We start from the raw sequence: 16,512 nt of genomic DNA, 5'->3' as shown, positions 1-16,512 counted from the left end.
GTGGGTTTTATATAAAAACGATCACCTGAGACAGTCACTTTAAAGCAAAACACTCATGCGAATAAAAAAGGAGCCTTTCGGCTCCTTTTTAGTATCCATGCGATGTAAGAGATTCTTACATGTTCGGATAGTTAGGACCACCCGCACCTTCTGGTGTTACCCAGGTAATGTTTTGGGCAGGGTCTTTGATGTCACACGTCTTACAGTGAACACAGTTTTGTGAGTTGATCTGGAAGCGCTGAGAACCATCTTCATTGTTCACCACCTCATATACACCAGCAGGACAGTAGCGCTGCGCAGGCTCGTCGTACATTGGCAGGTTTTTCTCTAATGGCACGCTTGCGTCTTTCAGCTTCAAGTGACAAGGCTGGTCTTCAGCATGGTTAACGTTACCAATGAATACGGAACCTAGTTTGTCGAAACTAATAACCCCGTCAGGCTTAGGATAATCAATCTTCTTGCACTCAGAAGCAGGCTTCAATGTCGCGTGATCTGGCGTTGTATCATGGAACGTCATCGGCAATGGGAAGATGTTTTGATCAATGTAGTTGATCGCGCCACCTACAAAAGTACCGAATTTATGCATCACGGGACCGAAGTTACGGCTACGGTGTAGCTCTTCATATACCCAAGATTTCTCAAAGGCTTCTGTGTATTCAGTAAGCTCATCGTTCTCACGACCCGCTTCAATGGCGGCCATTACTTGTTCGGCAGCAATCATGCCGCTCTTCATTGCAGTGTGAGTACCCTTGATCTTGGAGAAGTTCAAGGTACCGGCATCGCAACCTACAACTAGACCACCAGGGAAGGTCATTTTAGGTAGGCAGTTCAAACCACCTTTTGCGATCGCGCGAGCACCATAAGAAACGCGCTTACCGCCTTCTAGGTACTGCTTGATGACTGGGTGGTGCTTCATACGCTGGAATTCATCAAACGGGCTAACGTGAGGATTCTCGTATGAAAGGTCAGTAATCAAACCAACGACCACTTGGTTGTTTTCCGCGTGGTATAGGAAGAAGCCGCCAGTTGAACCAGACTCGCTAAGAGGCCAGCCAGCACCATGCAATACAAGGCCTTCTTTGTGCTTAGATGGGTCAATGTCCCAAAGCTCTTTGATGCCGATACCGTAGTGCTGAGGATCTTTACCTTCATCAAGCTTAAATTCATTGATTAGCTGCTTGCCTAAATGGCCACGACAGCCTTCAGCGAAGATGGTGTACTTACCCCGAAGCTCCATGCCAGGCATGTACATGTCAGTTTGTTCACCTTCGGCGCTTACACCCATGTCACCAGTCACAATGCCTTTTACCGCGCCGTCTTCGACGATGTACTCAGCGGCAGAGAAGCCAGGATAGATCTCAACACCGAGGTTTTCTGCTTGCTCGCCTAACCAGCGACATACGTTACCTAGACTCACAACAAAGTTGCCATCGTTATGCATTGGCTTTGGAATCATCCAGTTTGGAGTTTTGAAGCTCTTTTCTTCGCCAGTTAGGAAGTAAACTTCGTCTTTGGTTACTGGGGTGTTAAGAGGGGCGCCCAACTCTTTGTAGTTCGGGAACAACTCTTTAAGTGCGCGATCTTCAATGACGGCACCAGAAAGAATGTGCGCTCCAACCTCGGAACCTTTCTCTACTAGACATACGCTTAACTCTTGGCCTTTTTCTTCGGCTAATTGCTTTAGGCGAATGGCAGTTGAAAGACCTGATGGGCCGCCGCCAATAATGACGACATCATATTCCATCGCTTCGCGTTCCATTGAACTCTCCTCAAATCTCAAGCAACACGGCATACCAATCTATCTAATGGAGCCGATGTTTTTAATAATATGTATCAAATTAGGCCAAGTAGCCGAAAAAGTGGCGCTAGTATACTGATAATGCAACTTGTGGCCAAACCTAAATATTAGCCAAATAACAGCTAAACTGGGGTTTCAAATAGGTATTTTCTATATTAAACCTATATTAAGACTAGCATTCAAACGCGCGTTTGAATAGAATCTAGAATACAAATGTTAGCCAAGTAGTCTTAGAAGGGTGATGTTTGAGCGGTTTTCGCTGTGGCGTAGTTGACCTTGATGTGAATTAGGGTCAGTATCTGCGCCAAGAATCGGCAGAATTGCTTTTTACATATCAGTGTCGAAACTACTTACTTTAATTCACTCAACTTGACGGGGAATCTATGAAGGTTCTTGTAGCTGTTAAGCGTGTCATCGATTACAACGTAAAAGTGCGCGTAAAGGCTGATAACTCTGACGTTGATCTTACCAACGTTAAGATGGCCATGAATCCATTCTGCGAAATCGCAGTAGAAGAGGCGGTTCGTCTTAAAGAGAAAGGCGTAGCCAGCGAAATTATTGTTGTTTCTATCGGTCCTAAAGTGGCCCAGGAACAAATTCGTACTGCACTAGCACTCGGTGCTGATCGCGGTATTCTTGTAGAGACTGATGAAAAACTTGAGTCTCTATCTGTTGCTAAAACCCTTAAAGCGATCGTTGAGAAAGAAGAACCTCAACTCGTTATCCTAGGTAAGCAATCAATCGACAGCGATAACAACCAGACTGGTCAAATGCTTGGTGCATTGACTGGCATGCCTCAGGGTACATTCGCATCTGAAGTTGCTGTAGACGGCGAAAAAGTAAACGTTACTCGTGAAATCGATGGTGGTTTACGTACTGTAGGTCTTAAACTACCTGCGATCGTGACAACTGACCTTCGTTTGAATGAGCCACGTTACGCGTCCCTACCTAACATCATGAAAGCTAAGCGTAAGCCTCTAGACGTGGTTACTCCTGCCGATCTAGGCGTTGAAATTAAGTCTACTCAAACTTTAGTTAAAGTTGAGCCACCTGCAGAGCGTTCTGCTGGTATCAAAGTGGGCAGCGTTGACGAGCTGGTTGAGAAACTTAAGAACGAAGCGAAGGTGCTGTAATGGGTATTTTAGTTGTTGCGGAACACGATAACGCGACCCTAAAGGGCGCGACTCTAAACACCATCACTGCTGCAAAAGAAATCGGTGGTGATATCGACGTACTAGTAGCTGGTCAAGACTGCGCTGCTGCTGCTGAAGCGGCTTCTAAAGTAGACGGCGTAGCGAAAGTTCTAGTTGCAGACGACGCGGCCTATAGCCATCAGCTAGGCGAAGCCCTAGGTGATCTAGTTGCAGAAATCGGTAAAAACTACAGCCACATTCTGGCGTCTGCTACAACCACTGGTAAAGACTTCTTACCACGCACTGCAGCACTACTAGACGTAAACATGATCTCTGAAATCACAAAAGTAGATTCAGCTGATACATTTACACGTCCGATTTATGCGGGTAACGCATTTGCGACAGTTCAGTCTAGCGACGCGATCAAGGTAATCACTGTTCGTGCTACTGGCTTTGACGCTGCAGCTGCTGAAGGTGGCTCTGCTTCTGTTGAAAACGTTGCAGCTGTTGCTGACAAAGGTGTTTCAGAATTTGTTGGTGAAGAGCTAGCAGTTTCAGATCGCCCAGACCTAACAGCAGCAGATATCGTTATATCTGGTGGTCGTGGCATGCAGAACGGCGACAACTTTGAAATGCTATATAAAGTAGCTGACAAAGTTGGTGCAGCAGTAGGTGCATCTCGTGCAGCGGTAGACGCTGGCTTCGTACCAAACGATATGCAAGTTGGTCAAACAGGTAAAATTGTTGCACCAAACCTATATGTTGCTGTTGGTATCTCTGGTGCTATCCAGCACTTGGCAGGTATGAAAGACTCTAAAGTCATTGTTGCTATTAACAAAGACGAAGAAGCTCCTATCTTCCAAGTAGCAGACTACGGTCTAGTAGCAGACCTATTTGAAGCGGTTCCAGAATTGGAAAGCAAGCTTTAATAGCGACTACTACTCAAAAAAAGCCTGGCTTATTAGCCAGGCTTTTTTTTGTCTGTTAATTTGTCACAATTCAGCGTTAAAATAGTGCAACAAAAATAAGCATTTAGCGTCTTAGCCTCATAATAGACGCCAGTAGGATACACAAGTGGAAGCAGTGGCCGAACATCAAACACCTGAAAGCGAAGAGCAGGTAGACAAGCGAATTCCCTATGGCTTTGCCAAACGTCACGGGGTTGTGGCGGAGCAACAAGCTGATGGCCATTATTTAATCTGGTTTAAAGAAGAAACTCCTAACCAAGCACTTATCGAATGCGGTCGAATATTGCCAGCACCTCTAAAGTTCGAACTCAGTTCTGAAGAAGACTTTAATTTCCAGCTATCGCGCATTTACCAACAGGGCGCAGATAGTCGCGAAGCCATGGAGGAGCTTGGTGATGATATGGATCTCGCAAGCCTCGCAGAAGCCATCCAAGAGACAGCCGATCTTATGGAGCAAGAAGACGACGCTCCTATAGTTCGCCTCATAAATGGAATTCTTACTGATGCCATCAAGCGAAACGCTTCGGATGTACACATAGAAACTTTTGAAAAGAGACTCGTTGTAAGATCTCGAGTCGATGGCGTTCTTCAAGAAGTTCTCGAGCCTAAGCGCGCACTGGCACCGCTACTGGTTAGCCGTATCAAGGTAATGTCAAAGCTCGATATCGCCGAGAAACGCATACCTCAAGATGGTCGCATTGCCTTGCGTATTGCTGGGCGCGAAGTCGATGTTCGTGTTTCCACCATGCCATCCTCTCACGGTGAAAGGGTAGTAATGCGCTTATTAGATAAGCAAGCCGGACGCCTTGATTTGGCCGAATTGGGAATGAAAGGCAACAACCTCATTCGCCTCAAAGCTATTCTACATAAGCCTCATGGAATAATGTTAGTTACCGGCCCCACTGGCTCAGGTAAAACGACAACGCTGTACGCTGGCTTGAGCGAGCTGAATGATCGCTCTCGCAATATTCTTACGGTTGAAGACCCCATAGAATACTCCTTACCGGGTATTGGCCAAACTCAGGTTAATACCAAGGTTGATATGACTTTTGCCCGTGGCTTACGTGCGATTCTTCGACAGGATCCAGATGTTGTCATGTTGGGTGAGATTCGTGACAAAGAAACAGTCGAAATCGCGGTACAAGCATCCCTTACCGGCCACATGGTATTATCGACGTTGCACACCAACACGGCGGTAGGCGCAGTAACTCGCTTGCAAGACATGGGAATCGAGCCATTCTTACTTGCTTCAAGTTTGGTCGGCGTGGTTGCCCAGCGACTAGTCCGTACTTTATGTCCTGAATGTAAAACGCCTTATGAAGCGGATGAGGCAGAAAAAGAATTACTTGGCCGACCCATTAATCAACCGCTAACTCTATACCATGCTAATGGCTGCGCAGAATGTAGCGGTACCGGTTACAAAGGTCGTCGCGGTATTTATGAGATCATTGAAATCGATGATGAGCTAAAGACACTCATTCATAACGAAGCCGGCGAACTTGAACTGAATCGATACGCACGTTCTCAATGCCCAAGTATTCAGCAAGACGGATTCGAAAAAGTACTGTCAGGCGACACCACACTCGAAGAAGTTTTAAGGGTAACCAAGGCATAAAATGGCAGCGTTCGAATATATTGCCATTGATAATAAAGGCAAACAAAAGAAAGGCGTTGTTGAAGCCGATAGTCCTCGCCAAGTAAGACAGCAATTGCGAGACAAACAATGGATGCCGATCTCCGTTGATGTCTCATCTAAGCCTGATAAGTCCGGAACATTCAAAGGTCTATTCAAGCGCTCCATTAGTGTCGCCGATCTAGCACTGCTTACACGTCAACTATCTACGTTAATCGGGGCAGGCCTTCCTATTGAAGAGGCGTTGCGGGCGACCGCAGATCAAACAGAAAAGCGTCGCATTAAAACCATGATTATGGACGTACGCTCAAAAGTCCTAGAAGGCCACAGTCTCGCTAATGCACTAAACGACTTTTCCTATGCGTTCCCTCAATTGTATCGAGCCACTGTCGCCGCAGGTGAACACGCTGGACACCTAGACACAGTATTAAACCGACTCGCAGACTATATGGAGCGAGCACAAGAAAACCAACAAAAAATTAAGTTGGCGGCGGTTTATCCAATTATTCTATGTATTGTTGCCATCGCGATTGTTGTTGGATTATTAACCTACGTAGTTCCTGATATCGTCGAAGTCTTTGTTAAAAATGGGCAAGAGCTCCCTGTACTGACGCGTGTAATGATCAGCTCCAGCGACTTCTTGCAAGCCAATGGCATCTATCTATTTATACTTTTAGTCTTTGCCATTATTGGCGGCATTGTCGCAATGAAAAAACCCCACATACGCTACCGTGTTCATGGCTGGCTGCTTCATGTACCGTTCATTGGACGTATGATTCGCGGTTTCAACACATCCCGATTTATTAGTACGCTCGCCATACTAAATTCCAGTGGCGTACCTCTTGTTGAAGCCATGCGTATTGCCTCACAAGTAGTAGGCAATGAAGTTATAAAAGAGAGGCTAAAAGAAGCATCACAATCCGTCACAGAGGGCGGTGCATTACACACTGCACTAGAAAAAACCAAAGTATTTAGCCCGATCATGCTGCATATGGTGGCTAGTGGGGAAACCAGCGGGGAATTAGACTCAATGCTAGAAAAGACCGCTAAGAATCAAGAAAACGATTTACAAAATACAGTGTCAACATTAGTGAGCATGTTTGAGCCTATCATGCTTTTGGCCATGGGCGGAATTGTTGTACTGATCGTAATTGCGATAATGTTACCGATTATCAATATGAACCAAATGATTGGATAAAATAGAAGGAAACGAAATGAAGAAACAATCAGGCTTTACGCTTATCGAAATCATGGTGGTGCTTGCTATATTGGCTGGCTTGGTTGCCATGGTTGCGCCAAACATCATCGGTGAGGCAGGGGAAGCACGGGTAAAAACTGCAAAGGCAGAAATGGCAAATATTGGCCAAGCACTTAATATGTACAAGCTCGATAACTTTACCTATCCATCCACCTCTCAAGGACTTGAGGCTTTAGTTTCTAAACCTTCCGGTTCTCCAGAGCCAAAAAATTACAAAAAGGACGGCTATATGCCGAAATTGCCAACAGACCCATGGGGCAATCCATATATCTATATCGCATCTGGCGGGAAATACGAAATCGTATCACTAGGCGCGGACGGTGAAGAAGGTGGTGAAGACGACGCTGCCGATATTTCCAGCAAAGATATTTAAACTTAGTCTCAATGAAAAAGCATCACCCAGCAAAACAAAATGGTTTTACACTTTTAGAGCTGCTTGTGGTGCTTGTCATTATTGGCCTTTTGGTCTCAATGGCAGTCGTCAACACTGACATAGATAGAAATAAACAGACTTTTCTGCAACATAGCACAGCATTGAAGTTCTTTTTTGAAGCTGTAGCGGAAGAAGCCATTATCACCAATCAGACTTTAGGCATCATGGCTTTTCGAGACGGTTTGAAGGTCATGAAATGGGAAAAACAACAGTCAGAAGAGATTGAAAGCAATCTCAATAATCAAAGCGAAGCCCCGACCTACAAGTGGGTAGCGTTTTCGAGCCGATACAAACCCGCCAAGATTCCAGAAACCATGGTATACGAGTTGCGCATAGAGGATAAGGATGTCGTTCTTGATTACATGCCGCAAGAAATCAAGGATGCCGAACCGCAAATAAAACTATTCTCAACGGGGGAGCAAACACTATCAAGCTTGTTGCTGACTATTGATGATGATCCGCGTGTTATCGAAATCGAGAGTGGTGGTCTAGGGCGTTATTACTCTTCTGACCTTAAGGATCGCAACCAGTGAAGCAAGCAAAAGGATTTACACTTCTTGAGGTCATGATCGCCATCACCGTGTTTGCGCTTGTTGCAAGCACATTGTCCCAGTCCAGTGCTATTACAGTGGATAACCAAATACACCTAGAGAAAAAAGTACTCGCAAGCTGGATTGCAGAGAATAAAATTTCCGAATTACGATTCACACCATATCAAGACATTACAAATGAGCGCTCTGAAATCGAATTTGCTGATCGAAAGTGGCAAATTAAAACTACTGTTACTCCGAAAAAACAATTTCAAGGTATTCCTCTTCCTCTTGATGTTAAACAAGTAACCGTATCAGTTTCCTCCAAGCAGAACCCAGACAATAGTATTCATACTTTGATAGCGTACATGGCGAATGATGATGCTTAACCCACAGAAAGGCTTTACATTGTTAGAGGTTTTGTTGGCAGTAGGCATAACTGCCATGATTGGTGTCGGCGCTACGCAATTGTTAACTGGAACAATGGATACCAAGCAAGCCACCGAAAATCGCTCTAATACACTTTCAATTTTGCAGCGTGCCGACAACTGGATAAAACGCGATATACTGCAAGTGGCACCACGAAAGATACTTGATGAATTCAGCATCAAGCAACCCGTAGCCCACAACCAGGGTGAGTACCTATTGGAGCTAACACACTCTGGTCGCGCCATGCATGACTTTATCGACAAACCAACCTCCAATTTGCAGCGTGTTGCCTATGCGGTAAAAAGTCATGATCACGAGTTTTGTGAACGCGCGATAAAGAAACCATCCCAAAACGAACAAGACAACGCACAAAATTGCTTAGTGCGTATTTTTTGGCATGCTCTCGACAGAACGAGCGACAATATCCCAAGAACACAAATTCTAATCGATAACATCAAACGTGCCGAGATTCGCTTTAAGGGCCAAACAATCAATCTTCAAGATCCATCGCTTTCAATTCGAAGCGATGAGTGGCAATCAGAATGGCCATCCCCTTATGCCGATCAAAATAGTATTAATGACTTGGCGATGATTAAACTCATCTTAGATATTCCAAGTATTGGTGAAGTAGAGCGTATTTATGAGGTTCCGCGTTATGCATTCGCCAGCGAGTAAACAGCAGGGGCTGGCACTGATTACAGTGCTATTTATTTTTGCACTCGTATCTATGCTAGCGATTAGCATGCAGCGACAGCAAGCTCGCGATATCGCGATGGCTACAGCCAGCTTTGAATACCAGCAAGCGCAAGTCCTCGCATTAAGCGCCGAAGATTTAGCAAAAGCGGGGCTTATATATGATGGCAATCGCGATATTCAGAACAATCAAGAATGGGATGGGGCAGTTGAACTTTGGAACCAACCTCTAACCACTCAATTGGACCCAGCCACGGTTTTTGTCACAGTGAGAGATCTCCAAGGTCTGTTTAATTTAAATTCACTGCACCCTGATGCACCAGACCCTAATAGCGCACTCATACGCTTTCAGGAGCTTCTGAAAGAGTTGCAAATAGACACGGCGATTGCCAGGAGTCTAAAAGAGTGGATGACGCCAGACAGTAGCGCCAGCTACTACTATCAGACTTTAGAAAAACCTTATGCAGCATCAGGTATGGCACTGTCTCATCCAAGTGAGCTAATGCTAATTGAAGGGATGAAAATAGAAGACTTTAAGAAACTGGAACCCTATGTCACGGCTTTGCCTATGAAAACGCAGCTAAACATCAATACCACCCCTGATGTTGTGCTTTCGTCATGGGATTCTCGCTTGTCAGTATCACAAGCGCAATCAGTACTGAGCAAAACCCGACCAGGGTCATGCGATCCAAATAACAGGGCGAATGCAATCTTTCAAAATATTGATGATTTTTGGAATGCGCCTGAGATATCAAGCATGATCAACGGCGACCCTAACGAAACCAACGCCTCTACGGAAGATAGCACAAATAGTGGCAGTGGGTGGCAAAAACAGGATTTTACGGTAAAGTCACAGTACTTTAGTGTAATGATTCGCGTGCAATATACGTCTACTAATCCAGACAATCCAACCGATTTGGTACTAGAGTCGATTATGCGACGCGACTTAACCCCAGATACTGGTTTTGTGGGCGTTATTTATAGAGACTTCTCGCGTAATCTAGACGATTTAGCGCGACTAAAAATAGTAGATTGTTAGTTATGACAACCATTGTTTCACAATTGGCTAATTACGTGCCAGGCACAACCCATACAAAGACAGAAGCCAAGAGTATTTGGATATCTGATGCGCAGTGTCAAATTTACAATGTTGACATGCCCATCAAGCAGGCAAGACAAATTGTAAAAGCACTGCCGTTCGCACTTGAAGAACAAATAGCAGAGGATGTGGATAATCTACACATTGTATATTTGGGCAAAGAAGACGGCAAAGCCAGTGCACTAGTCGTCAACAAACAATACATGGATGGTTTATTTGAACATCAAATTCAGCATGCCTATTATCTTCCGCTAGCATTACCGTTTGATAAGAATTCAGCGAGTTTGGCGGTATTAAATGATCAAGTATTACTTCGTCTATCTGAATTCAAAGCTTATAGCATACAAAAAGAAGCTGTCGGTCTTTTTTTACAGCGCTTTAAAAACGAGTTCGAGAGTATTCAGGTTTTTGGTGATTTAGATGAGTTAATTAAACTCGAAATGGAAAGCGAAAACATCGAAATACACCAGAAGACACTCGATGATCTCAACCAACTCATTCAATCGAGCCGACCCAATCACGACTTAATGTCTGGCCCATATAAAGTCACGATCAAAAAGAAAAACCCCAAGTTAGATCTTCTAAAGACACCTCTCACTTTGGCCGCAGCCTTATTTATCTGTGCAATAAGTATTAACTGGATTCAAGCATTCCAATTAGACGGAAAATCAGAAGCAGTTAAGAATGCATCAAAAAACTATTATGAACAATTATTCCCAGGCGAAAGTGCGGGTTACGGCATGAAACGCATGTTTCGACAAAAACTAGAAGAGGGCGAACTTGTTCAAAACGGAGAAACCTTTACACGGCTATTGAGCGGTATTGGCAACCCTATTTCATCTATGAGCTCATTAGAATTATTAGGATTACGCTACAACCAAAGTAAAGCAACCCTGGAAATAGAACTTAATGCGCCTAGCATCGCTGAACTTGACAAGCTAAAGAAATCACTTGAGCAACAAAGCTACACAGTGGAAATCGCTGCAGCGAATAATCAGGGCGGCAAAATCAAAGGATTGCTTAAGGTGAATAAGAATGGCTAATGCAATAGACAACTTTACCAGCAACTTAAAGAGACAACTTGAGCAATCATCCATCTATCAAAGTGTCCATAACTGGTATTCACAGCTTGGTACTAATGATCAGAGCATCGTAAAAGTACTCCTATTCGTCATTTCATTAGTGTTGATTTATGCGTGGATTTGGCAGCCTGCAGTTGATGCTAGGGATGCCGCCAACAAAAGCTTTAATAAAGAACTATCATTTCATGAATCCCTAAAGGAAAACGCATATCGTTTTAAGGGTGGCTCATCCTCAAATCAACCCAGCGGTGGCTCGATTCTATCGATCGTGAGCGCTACCGCTAAAGCAAAAAAAATAGAACTGCGTCGCTTTGAGCCAGATGGAGCAACACGCTTGCGTATTTGGCTTGATAAAGCGGAATTTGACGCAGTAATTGATTGGATTGAAATTCTAGAGGCGGAAAAGGGAATTTTAGTAGAACAGATTTCTTTAGATAAGGTCTCCTCTGGTCGAGTAAACGTTAGAGCTGTCTTGACTCAGTAAAAAGGTTTTCGAATATGTATCAATATGATTTATTTGTTATTGGCGCTGGATCTGCCGGCGTAAGAGCAAGTCGCATGGCCGCAAACTTAGGAAAAAAAGTAGCAGTGGCAGAGTCTAATTATTATGGTGGCACCTGTGTCAATGTAGGCTGCGTTCCTAAAAAGCTCTTTGTATATGCCAGTGAATATCCACATTTTGTAGAAGAAGCAAAAGGCTTTGGTGTCAATCTAGAGCTTAAAGGATTTGATTGGGCAACATTGCGCGATAATAAAACCAAAGAGATTGAACGCTTAAACGGCATTTATGAAAAGTTATTAGATAATGCCGGCGTTGAACGAATTTGGGGGCATGCAAAATTAATCGATGCACATACTGTTGAAGTGGCAGGTCAGCAATTTTCTGCAGAGAAAATTCTGTTGGCAACAGGGGGCTGGCCAATCCTCCCGGACATCCCTGGTAAAGAGCATTGCATTGATAGTAATGCATTTTTTTATCTAGAAAACTTTCCTAAGTCTGCAGTGGTATTTGGCAGCGGCTATATTGCTGTGGAGTTTGCTGGAATCATTAGTAATCTTGGTTGCGATACATCTATAGCATCACGCTCAGGCAAGTTACTACGAGGTTTTGACGAAACCACACGCCAGCATGCTGAAACAGAAATCCTAAAAGGTCCAATAAAGCTATTACCCCATCAGCCAAGTGCTATAGAAAAAGTAGGGGAGCAGTATCGGGTTACCCTGCAAGGGGGTGAAGAGCTAATTGTGGATGCAGTTATTTCCGCTATCGGCCGCACCCCTAACACAAGCAATCTCGGTATTGATGACCTACAGATCGAAACCGATGAGAAAGGGTGCATTGCTGTTGACGATCATTTCAAAACCAGTGTTGACTCAATTTATGCCTTGGGCGATCTAATTGATACTCCGCAACTTACACCCGTAGCACTAGCTGAAGCAATGTGTTTTTTACGCCAACAATATCAAAATGATCCAACCCCGATGGATTATTCATCTATACCAACAGCCGTTTTTTCTCAACCAAATCTGGCAACAGTAGGATTAAGCGAAGAAGAAGCCATAGATCAAGGCTTTGTGGTGAGTATCTTTGAAAGCGAATTTCGTGCTTTGAAACATACTTTGTCAGGGTTGAATCACCGTTCTTATATGAAATTAGTAGTCGATAAAGAAACGGATCGAGTACTTGGCGCACATATGGTTGGAGAGCACGCAGGAGAGATCCTTCAAGGGTTTGCTGTTGCCGTTAAGGCAGGATTAACCAAGGCTCAGTTTGATTCGACTATTGGAATACACCCAACGTCTGCGGAGGAATTTGTCACCATGAGAACAGCCTCTAGGTAGACCCGCAACTCAACATACAAAAACAAAAAAGCGCCTAAAGGGCGCTTTTTTTGCCTTTAAACAAACGCCAATCCAATAGAACACATGGCGGCTCATCATTTTTATTCTCTAAATAGCCTGCTAAAAAGTTTAAATCATTTAAGTCAGAGCTATCATCCACATCATCTTTACTAGTAAAGCTACCTACTTGATAGGTAACGATATCGCTAATGGCATTGAGTCGAATCGCAACCATTTTGCTCTCAGTATCAATGAAAATTAAAATAGGGCGCGTGATATTCTCTATACGATCCTTGGCCGCTTTAAATAAATTAATGAGTCGAGCTAGCGACGATGCCTTCTCTTTTTCAAGCTCCTTTAATGCAGCCTCTTGCTCACCAGCATCCCTCATCTTTAATAGGCGATCCGCTAAGGCATGAATGCGTCTGTGTGGAGAATCAAAATCCTCCATGATATCGGCCAACAACTCGTCATCCGGCTTGAAGTCGTTATACCATTGACCAAACTTACATAGGTTTGGATCTCGAGCTAATGTAAATTCTGAGCCTGATCGCAAGCTTTCCTCAAGACTATTCATCCAATTTCGATGATCCTTTTCACGCTCATCAAGAAGCTGCATTAGCTTGATGTTTTTAATGTATTCAGCTTCACAACCCATGAGTCCCGCAAAATCGAATATTGGGACTGGTTTTCCTTGGTAGGTCGTGACCTCAGCACCCAGCTCTTTATTAAGCTCGATTCGCGTAGTCTTGCGTCTATCTTGCTCGATATAGCGCACCGCACTTACTGGTGTTGCGTATTGGGTCTGGCCTTCATAGAAAGTAATAACCTCAATATTAGGTTGACCAGAAAATATAGAGGGGAGATCTTGGATTTCTTCGGCTTCGGCATTCATATTTGCATCCTAGCTTAACTTGGCAAGGGAGTTATCTATATGCAGAATAGCTTACCTACGGATATACTCAATTTCCGATAATTATTATTATCGGAATTACTAGATAATAGCGAATAAACTCGTTATTTATTACCTCTATAGGAATTACATAAAAAAAGCCGAATCTTAAGGATTCGGCTTTTTTATTAGTGTATCAACCCACAATTTGGCTATGGTGCCACTGCGGTTTGGCAGTTGGTGCCGGCGGTTGTTTTACACGTCTTAATTAAGACGTCCTCGCCAGTTGAATCCCATTCAACAATGGTAACTGGGTAATCCGGCAATGGTTCTTTATAGTTTCTAGAAGTTGTTTTTCCGCTACGATCAAGGTTGATCTCTGTAACTGTTTGCCCTGTTAGTTGACCTTCTTCGTATGACGTAAATGTCCACTCATAAGCCAATAATACAAAATCACCTTCCAGATTACCGCTATCATCATAAGTTCGGATACTAAGACCACATGTAGCAGGCTGTTCAACTTCCAAATAGACGTGCTCATCGTATTGATCGCCACCCGAATCAACACCATCCTTGGTGATAGTCCAAGTTTCATTGGACCCATTTAAGGCATATTCAATCGTAGTCGTTAAACTTTCATCAACAATACGCCAAGTCGGTCCCGTATGATCCATACCTTCTTCGCTTTTTGAAACGCCCAACATAATGCCAAGCTCTGCCAGTGCAAAAAAGTTCTCTGGATCAAAACCACCGCCCTCATTATGAGTATAGGCAGTGGGAATTCCTGGATACTCGGGAATCGGAAATTGAAATACACTGCTTTTATCTTGACTACAATCGATTGCTTGCCGACTATCGGGGGACGGCTTAGGAGTAGGGTTTAGATCATCATCCCCTATTCCGTCTGAAGAAGAACCGCCGCCACAAGCAACCAATGCCATTGTTAATGGAAAGATGACTAGCTTTTTCATATACGTCCTGTATATCTTTTTAGTGAGCGGTGATTATCCAATTGGTCAGGATTTTATTGTATTTTATTATTTTGAAAATGTGACGCGGCCCATAAAAAAATAGCCCCCATCACTCACTACAACAAATTTAAGCACTCTGTAACTCTTGCTCGGTTTGTTCATCATGATCGTTTTCTAAGCTAAACCCTCCGGCGTTCTTCTCATTAGCACCTTCACCACTGTCTAACTTAATACGCAGTCTTAGATTGTTTTCGGAATCTGCGTTCTTTAATGCCTCATTCATTGTAATCTTTCCAGCTTTATGTAGCTTGAATAACGCCGCATCAAATGTTTGCATCCCTAGGTTTTCTGATTTAGCCATAATTTCTTTTATTCCACTCGTATCACCTTTCATTACCAAGTCTTGAATCGTTGTATTCCCCAACAAGACTTCTACGGCTGCAACGCGTTTTTTGTCAACGGTTGGTATCAAACGCTGTGAAATAATAGCTTGCATATTCAAACCCAAATCTTGAAGTAACTGCGGACGCCTTTCTTCGGGAAAGAAGTTTACGATGCGGTCGAGTGCTTGGTTCGCATTATTCGCATGCAGCGTAGATATCGCCAAATGCCCAGTTTCAGCGAATGCTAATGCATGCTCCATTGTCTCGCGATCGCGAATTTCTCCAATCAAAATCACATCAGGAGCTTGTCGCAACGTATTTTTTAAAGCAGCATGGAAGCTCTTTGTATCTACACCAACCTCCCTTTGATTAATGATAGACTTCCTGTGTTTGTGAACAAACTCTATCGGGTCTTCGATAGTAATAATGTGACCGGCACTGTGGCGATTCCTGTGATCAATCAGTGACGCAAGCGAAGTGGATTTACCTGAGCCTGTACCACCAACAAACAAAATCAATCCGCGCTTTGCCATGACCACTTCCTTTAGAACTTCTGGCAAGCCAAGCTTTTCAAATTCGGGGATTTCGGCAACGATGTTTCTCGCTACAACGGACACTTCATTTCTTTGTTTAAACATATTCAACCGGAAGCGACCACCACTAGGAATACTAACTGCCATGTTAAGCTCTAGCTCTTCCTCAAACTCAACCTTCTGATCTTCATCCATTACGGATTCGATCATCTTAGCAATCTGTCCAGACTTTAAGGGCTCTTTACCTAATTGTTTTAATGTTCCTTGGAATTTGGCGCTTGGAACTGCGCCCGTGCTTAAATACAAATCCGATCCATCGTGCTTTGCTAATACTTGAAGATATTTAATGAGGGACATACTGGTTATTCTGGCCTAGCCAATAAAAGCAAGCGCGTATGTTAACCAGCTATTTGAACTGTAAAAAATGCAGAAACTTGAGTTCCGTCGCAAAATAACCAAATAATTTAATAGACGCAGAGGTATTAAGCCTAAAAAAGATCAAATCAACAAAACTTAGCGCCACACAGTTAATGAAGTGACGCTAATCGTATATCCGTTTAAGCTCTTTTTATTAAGCGAACTATCAATAACAACAATACAGCACCAATTGTTGCTTTTATGATCGAACCAAGGATGCCACCTAAAGTAATCCCGATAAGACCAAGCGCAAACCCACCTATAAATGCACCCAAGATACCAAGCAAGATATCAGCAAGCAGACCGAAACCACGGCCTTTAACGAGTAAGCCGGCAAGCCATCCGGATGCCGCACCTACACACAGCATTACAAGTATTTCTTCAATTGCCATAGTTAATTTTCCTTAATAAATTATTT

At 43.6% G+C, this 16,512-nt stretch carries 17 protein-coding genes; 12 read left to right on the top strand and 5 right to left on the bottom strand.

Going from position 1 to position 16,512, the window contains the following annotated elements; all coding sequences use genetic code 11:
• Nucleotides 1-115 precede the first annotated feature (115 nt).
• Nucleotides 116-1,759 (bottom strand): electron transfer flavoprotein-ubiquinone oxidoreductase, encoded by a 1,644-nt coding sequence (locus HF888_RS08190; RefSeq protein WP_007016786.1) that lies wholly within the window; start codon nucleotides 1,757-1,759, stop codon nucleotides 116-118.
• A gap of 422 nt (nucleotides 1,760-2,181) precedes the next feature.
• Between HF888_RS08190 and HF888_RS08185 the strand changes: the two genes are divergently transcribed.
• The 12 genes from HF888_RS08185 to gorA all read left to right on the top strand — a co-directional run bounded on the left by HF888_RS08185 (nucleotide 2,182) and on the right by gorA (nucleotide 12,898).
• Nucleotides 2,182-2,931 (top strand): electron transfer flavoprotein subunit beta/FixA family protein, encoded by a 750-nt coding sequence (locus HF888_RS08185; protein WP_168367053.1) that lies wholly within the window; start codon nucleotides 2,182-2,184, stop codon nucleotides 2,929-2,931.
• Complete coding sequence (locus tag HF888_RS08180; RefSeq protein ID WP_007017844.1) at nucleotides 2,931-3,860, top strand: electron transfer flavoprotein subunit alpha/FixB family protein; 930 nt, start codon at nucleotides 2,931-2,933, stop codon at nucleotides 3,858-3,860. The genes HF888_RS08185 and HF888_RS08180 overlap by 1 nt, the downstream gene beginning before the upstream one ends.
• Nucleotides 3,861-4,005: 145 nt before the next feature.
• On the top strand, nucleotides 4,006-5,514 hold the full coding sequence (gene gspE / locus HF888_RS08175) for a type II secretion system ATPase GspE (protein WP_007017843.1): 1,509 nt from the start codon (nucleotides 4,006-4,008) through the stop codon (nucleotides 5,512-5,514).
• A 1-nt stretch (nucleotide 5,515) separates the two neighbouring features.
• Nucleotides 5,516-6,730, top strand: coding sequence for a type II secretion system inner membrane protein GspF (gene gspF, locus HF888_RS08170; RefSeq protein WP_007017842.1), 1,215 nt, complete (start codon nucleotides 5,516-5,518; stop codon nucleotides 6,728-6,730).
• Between the two features lie 16 nt (nucleotides 6,731-6,746).
• On the top strand, nucleotides 6,747-7,163 hold the full coding sequence (gene gspG / locus HF888_RS08165; RefSeq protein WP_007017841.1) for a type II secretion system major pseudopilin GspG: 417 nt from the start codon (nucleotides 6,747-6,749) through the stop codon (nucleotides 7,161-7,163).
• 11 nt (nucleotides 7,164-7,174) lie between these two features.
• The gene (gspH, locus tag HF888_RS08160; RefSeq protein WP_007017840.1) at nucleotides 7,175-7,756 is read left to right on the top strand and encodes a type II secretion system minor pseudopilin GspH; all 582 of its coding nucleotides are present in this window, start codon (nucleotides 7,175-7,177) and stop codon (nucleotides 7,754-7,756) included.
• A complete protein-coding gene (gene gspI / locus HF888_RS08155) occupies nucleotides 7,753-8,142 on the top strand; it encodes a type II secretion system minor pseudopilin GspI (RefSeq protein WP_007017839.1) in 390 nt (129 codons plus the stop codon). Before gspH ends, gspI begins: the two co-directional genes overlap by 4 nt.
• Nucleotides 8,129-8,857 (top strand): type II secretion system protein GspJ, encoded by a 729-nt coding sequence (locus HF888_RS08150; RefSeq protein WP_083771908.1) that lies wholly within the window; start codon nucleotides 8,129-8,131, stop codon nucleotides 8,855-8,857. Before gspI ends, HF888_RS08150 begins: the two co-directional genes overlap by 14 nt.
• On the top strand, nucleotides 8,838-9,914 hold the full coding sequence (gspK, locus tag HF888_RS08145; protein WP_007017837.1) for a type II secretion system minor pseudopilin GspK: 1,077 nt from the start codon (nucleotides 8,838-8,840) through the stop codon (nucleotides 9,912-9,914). The genes HF888_RS08150 and gspK overlap by 20 nt, the downstream gene beginning before the upstream one ends.
• Before the next feature lie 2 nt (nucleotides 9,915-9,916).
• Nucleotides 9,917-11,017, top strand: a complete 1,101-nt coding sequence (gene gspL / locus HF888_RS08140; protein WP_007017836.1) for a type II secretion system protein GspL — start codon at nucleotides 9,917-9,919, stop codon at nucleotides 11,015-11,017.
• Nucleotides 11,010-11,540, top strand: a complete 531-nt coding sequence (gene gspM / locus HF888_RS08135) for a type II secretion system protein GspM (protein ID WP_007017835.1) — start codon at nucleotides 11,010-11,012, stop codon at nucleotides 11,538-11,540. Before gspL ends, gspM begins: the two co-directional genes overlap by 8 nt.
• A 14-nt stretch (nucleotides 11,541-11,554) precedes the next feature.
• Nucleotides 11,555-12,898 (top strand): glutathione-disulfide reductase, encoded by a 1,344-nt coding sequence (gene gorA / locus HF888_RS08130; RefSeq protein WP_007017834.1) that lies wholly within the window; start codon nucleotides 11,555-11,557, stop codon nucleotides 12,896-12,898.
• A 34-nt stretch (nucleotides 12,899-12,932) separates the two neighbouring features.
• On the opposite strand, the gene HF888_RS08125 is transcribed toward gorA, so the two are convergent.
• The 4 genes from HF888_RS08125 to HF888_RS08110 all read right to left on the bottom strand — a co-directional run bounded on the left by HF888_RS08125 (nucleotide 12,933) and on the right by HF888_RS08110 (nucleotide 16,486).
• Nucleotides 12,933-13,793: a CZB domain-containing protein gene (locus HF888_RS08125; RefSeq protein WP_007017833.1), complete on the bottom strand. Its 861-nt coding sequence runs from the start codon at nucleotides 13,791-13,793 to the stop codon at nucleotides 12,933-12,935.
• Nucleotides 13,794-14,002: 209 nt separating this feature from the next.
• On the bottom strand, nucleotides 14,003-14,761 hold the full coding sequence (locus tag HF888_RS08120; RefSeq protein WP_007017832.1) for a hypothetical protein: 759 nt from the start codon (nucleotides 14,759-14,761) through the stop codon (nucleotides 14,003-14,005).
• A gap of 127 nt (nucleotides 14,762-14,888) precedes the next feature.
• A complete protein-coding gene (locus HF888_RS08115; protein ID WP_007017831.1) occupies nucleotides 14,889-16,034 on the bottom strand; it encodes a PilT/PilU family type 4a pilus ATPase in 1,146 nt (381 codons plus the stop codon).
• A gap of 200 nt (nucleotides 16,035-16,234) precedes the next feature.
• Entirely contained in the window at nucleotides 16,235-16,486 is a 252-nt protein-coding gene (locus tag HF888_RS08110; RefSeq protein WP_007017830.1) for a GlsB/YeaQ/YmgE family stress response membrane protein, read from the bottom strand.
• Nucleotides 16,487-16,512: the final 26 nt, after the last annotated feature.

The sequence above is a fragment of the Bermanella marisrubri genome, assembly GCF_012295615.1.
GTDB classification, from domain to species: Bacteria; Pseudomonadota; Gammaproteobacteria; order Pseudomonadales; family Oceanobacteraceae; genus Bermanella; species Bermanella marisrubri.
The sequence above is the reverse complement of the archived record's forward strand: the minus strand, read 5'-3'. Positions and strand labels throughout refer to the sequence as shown.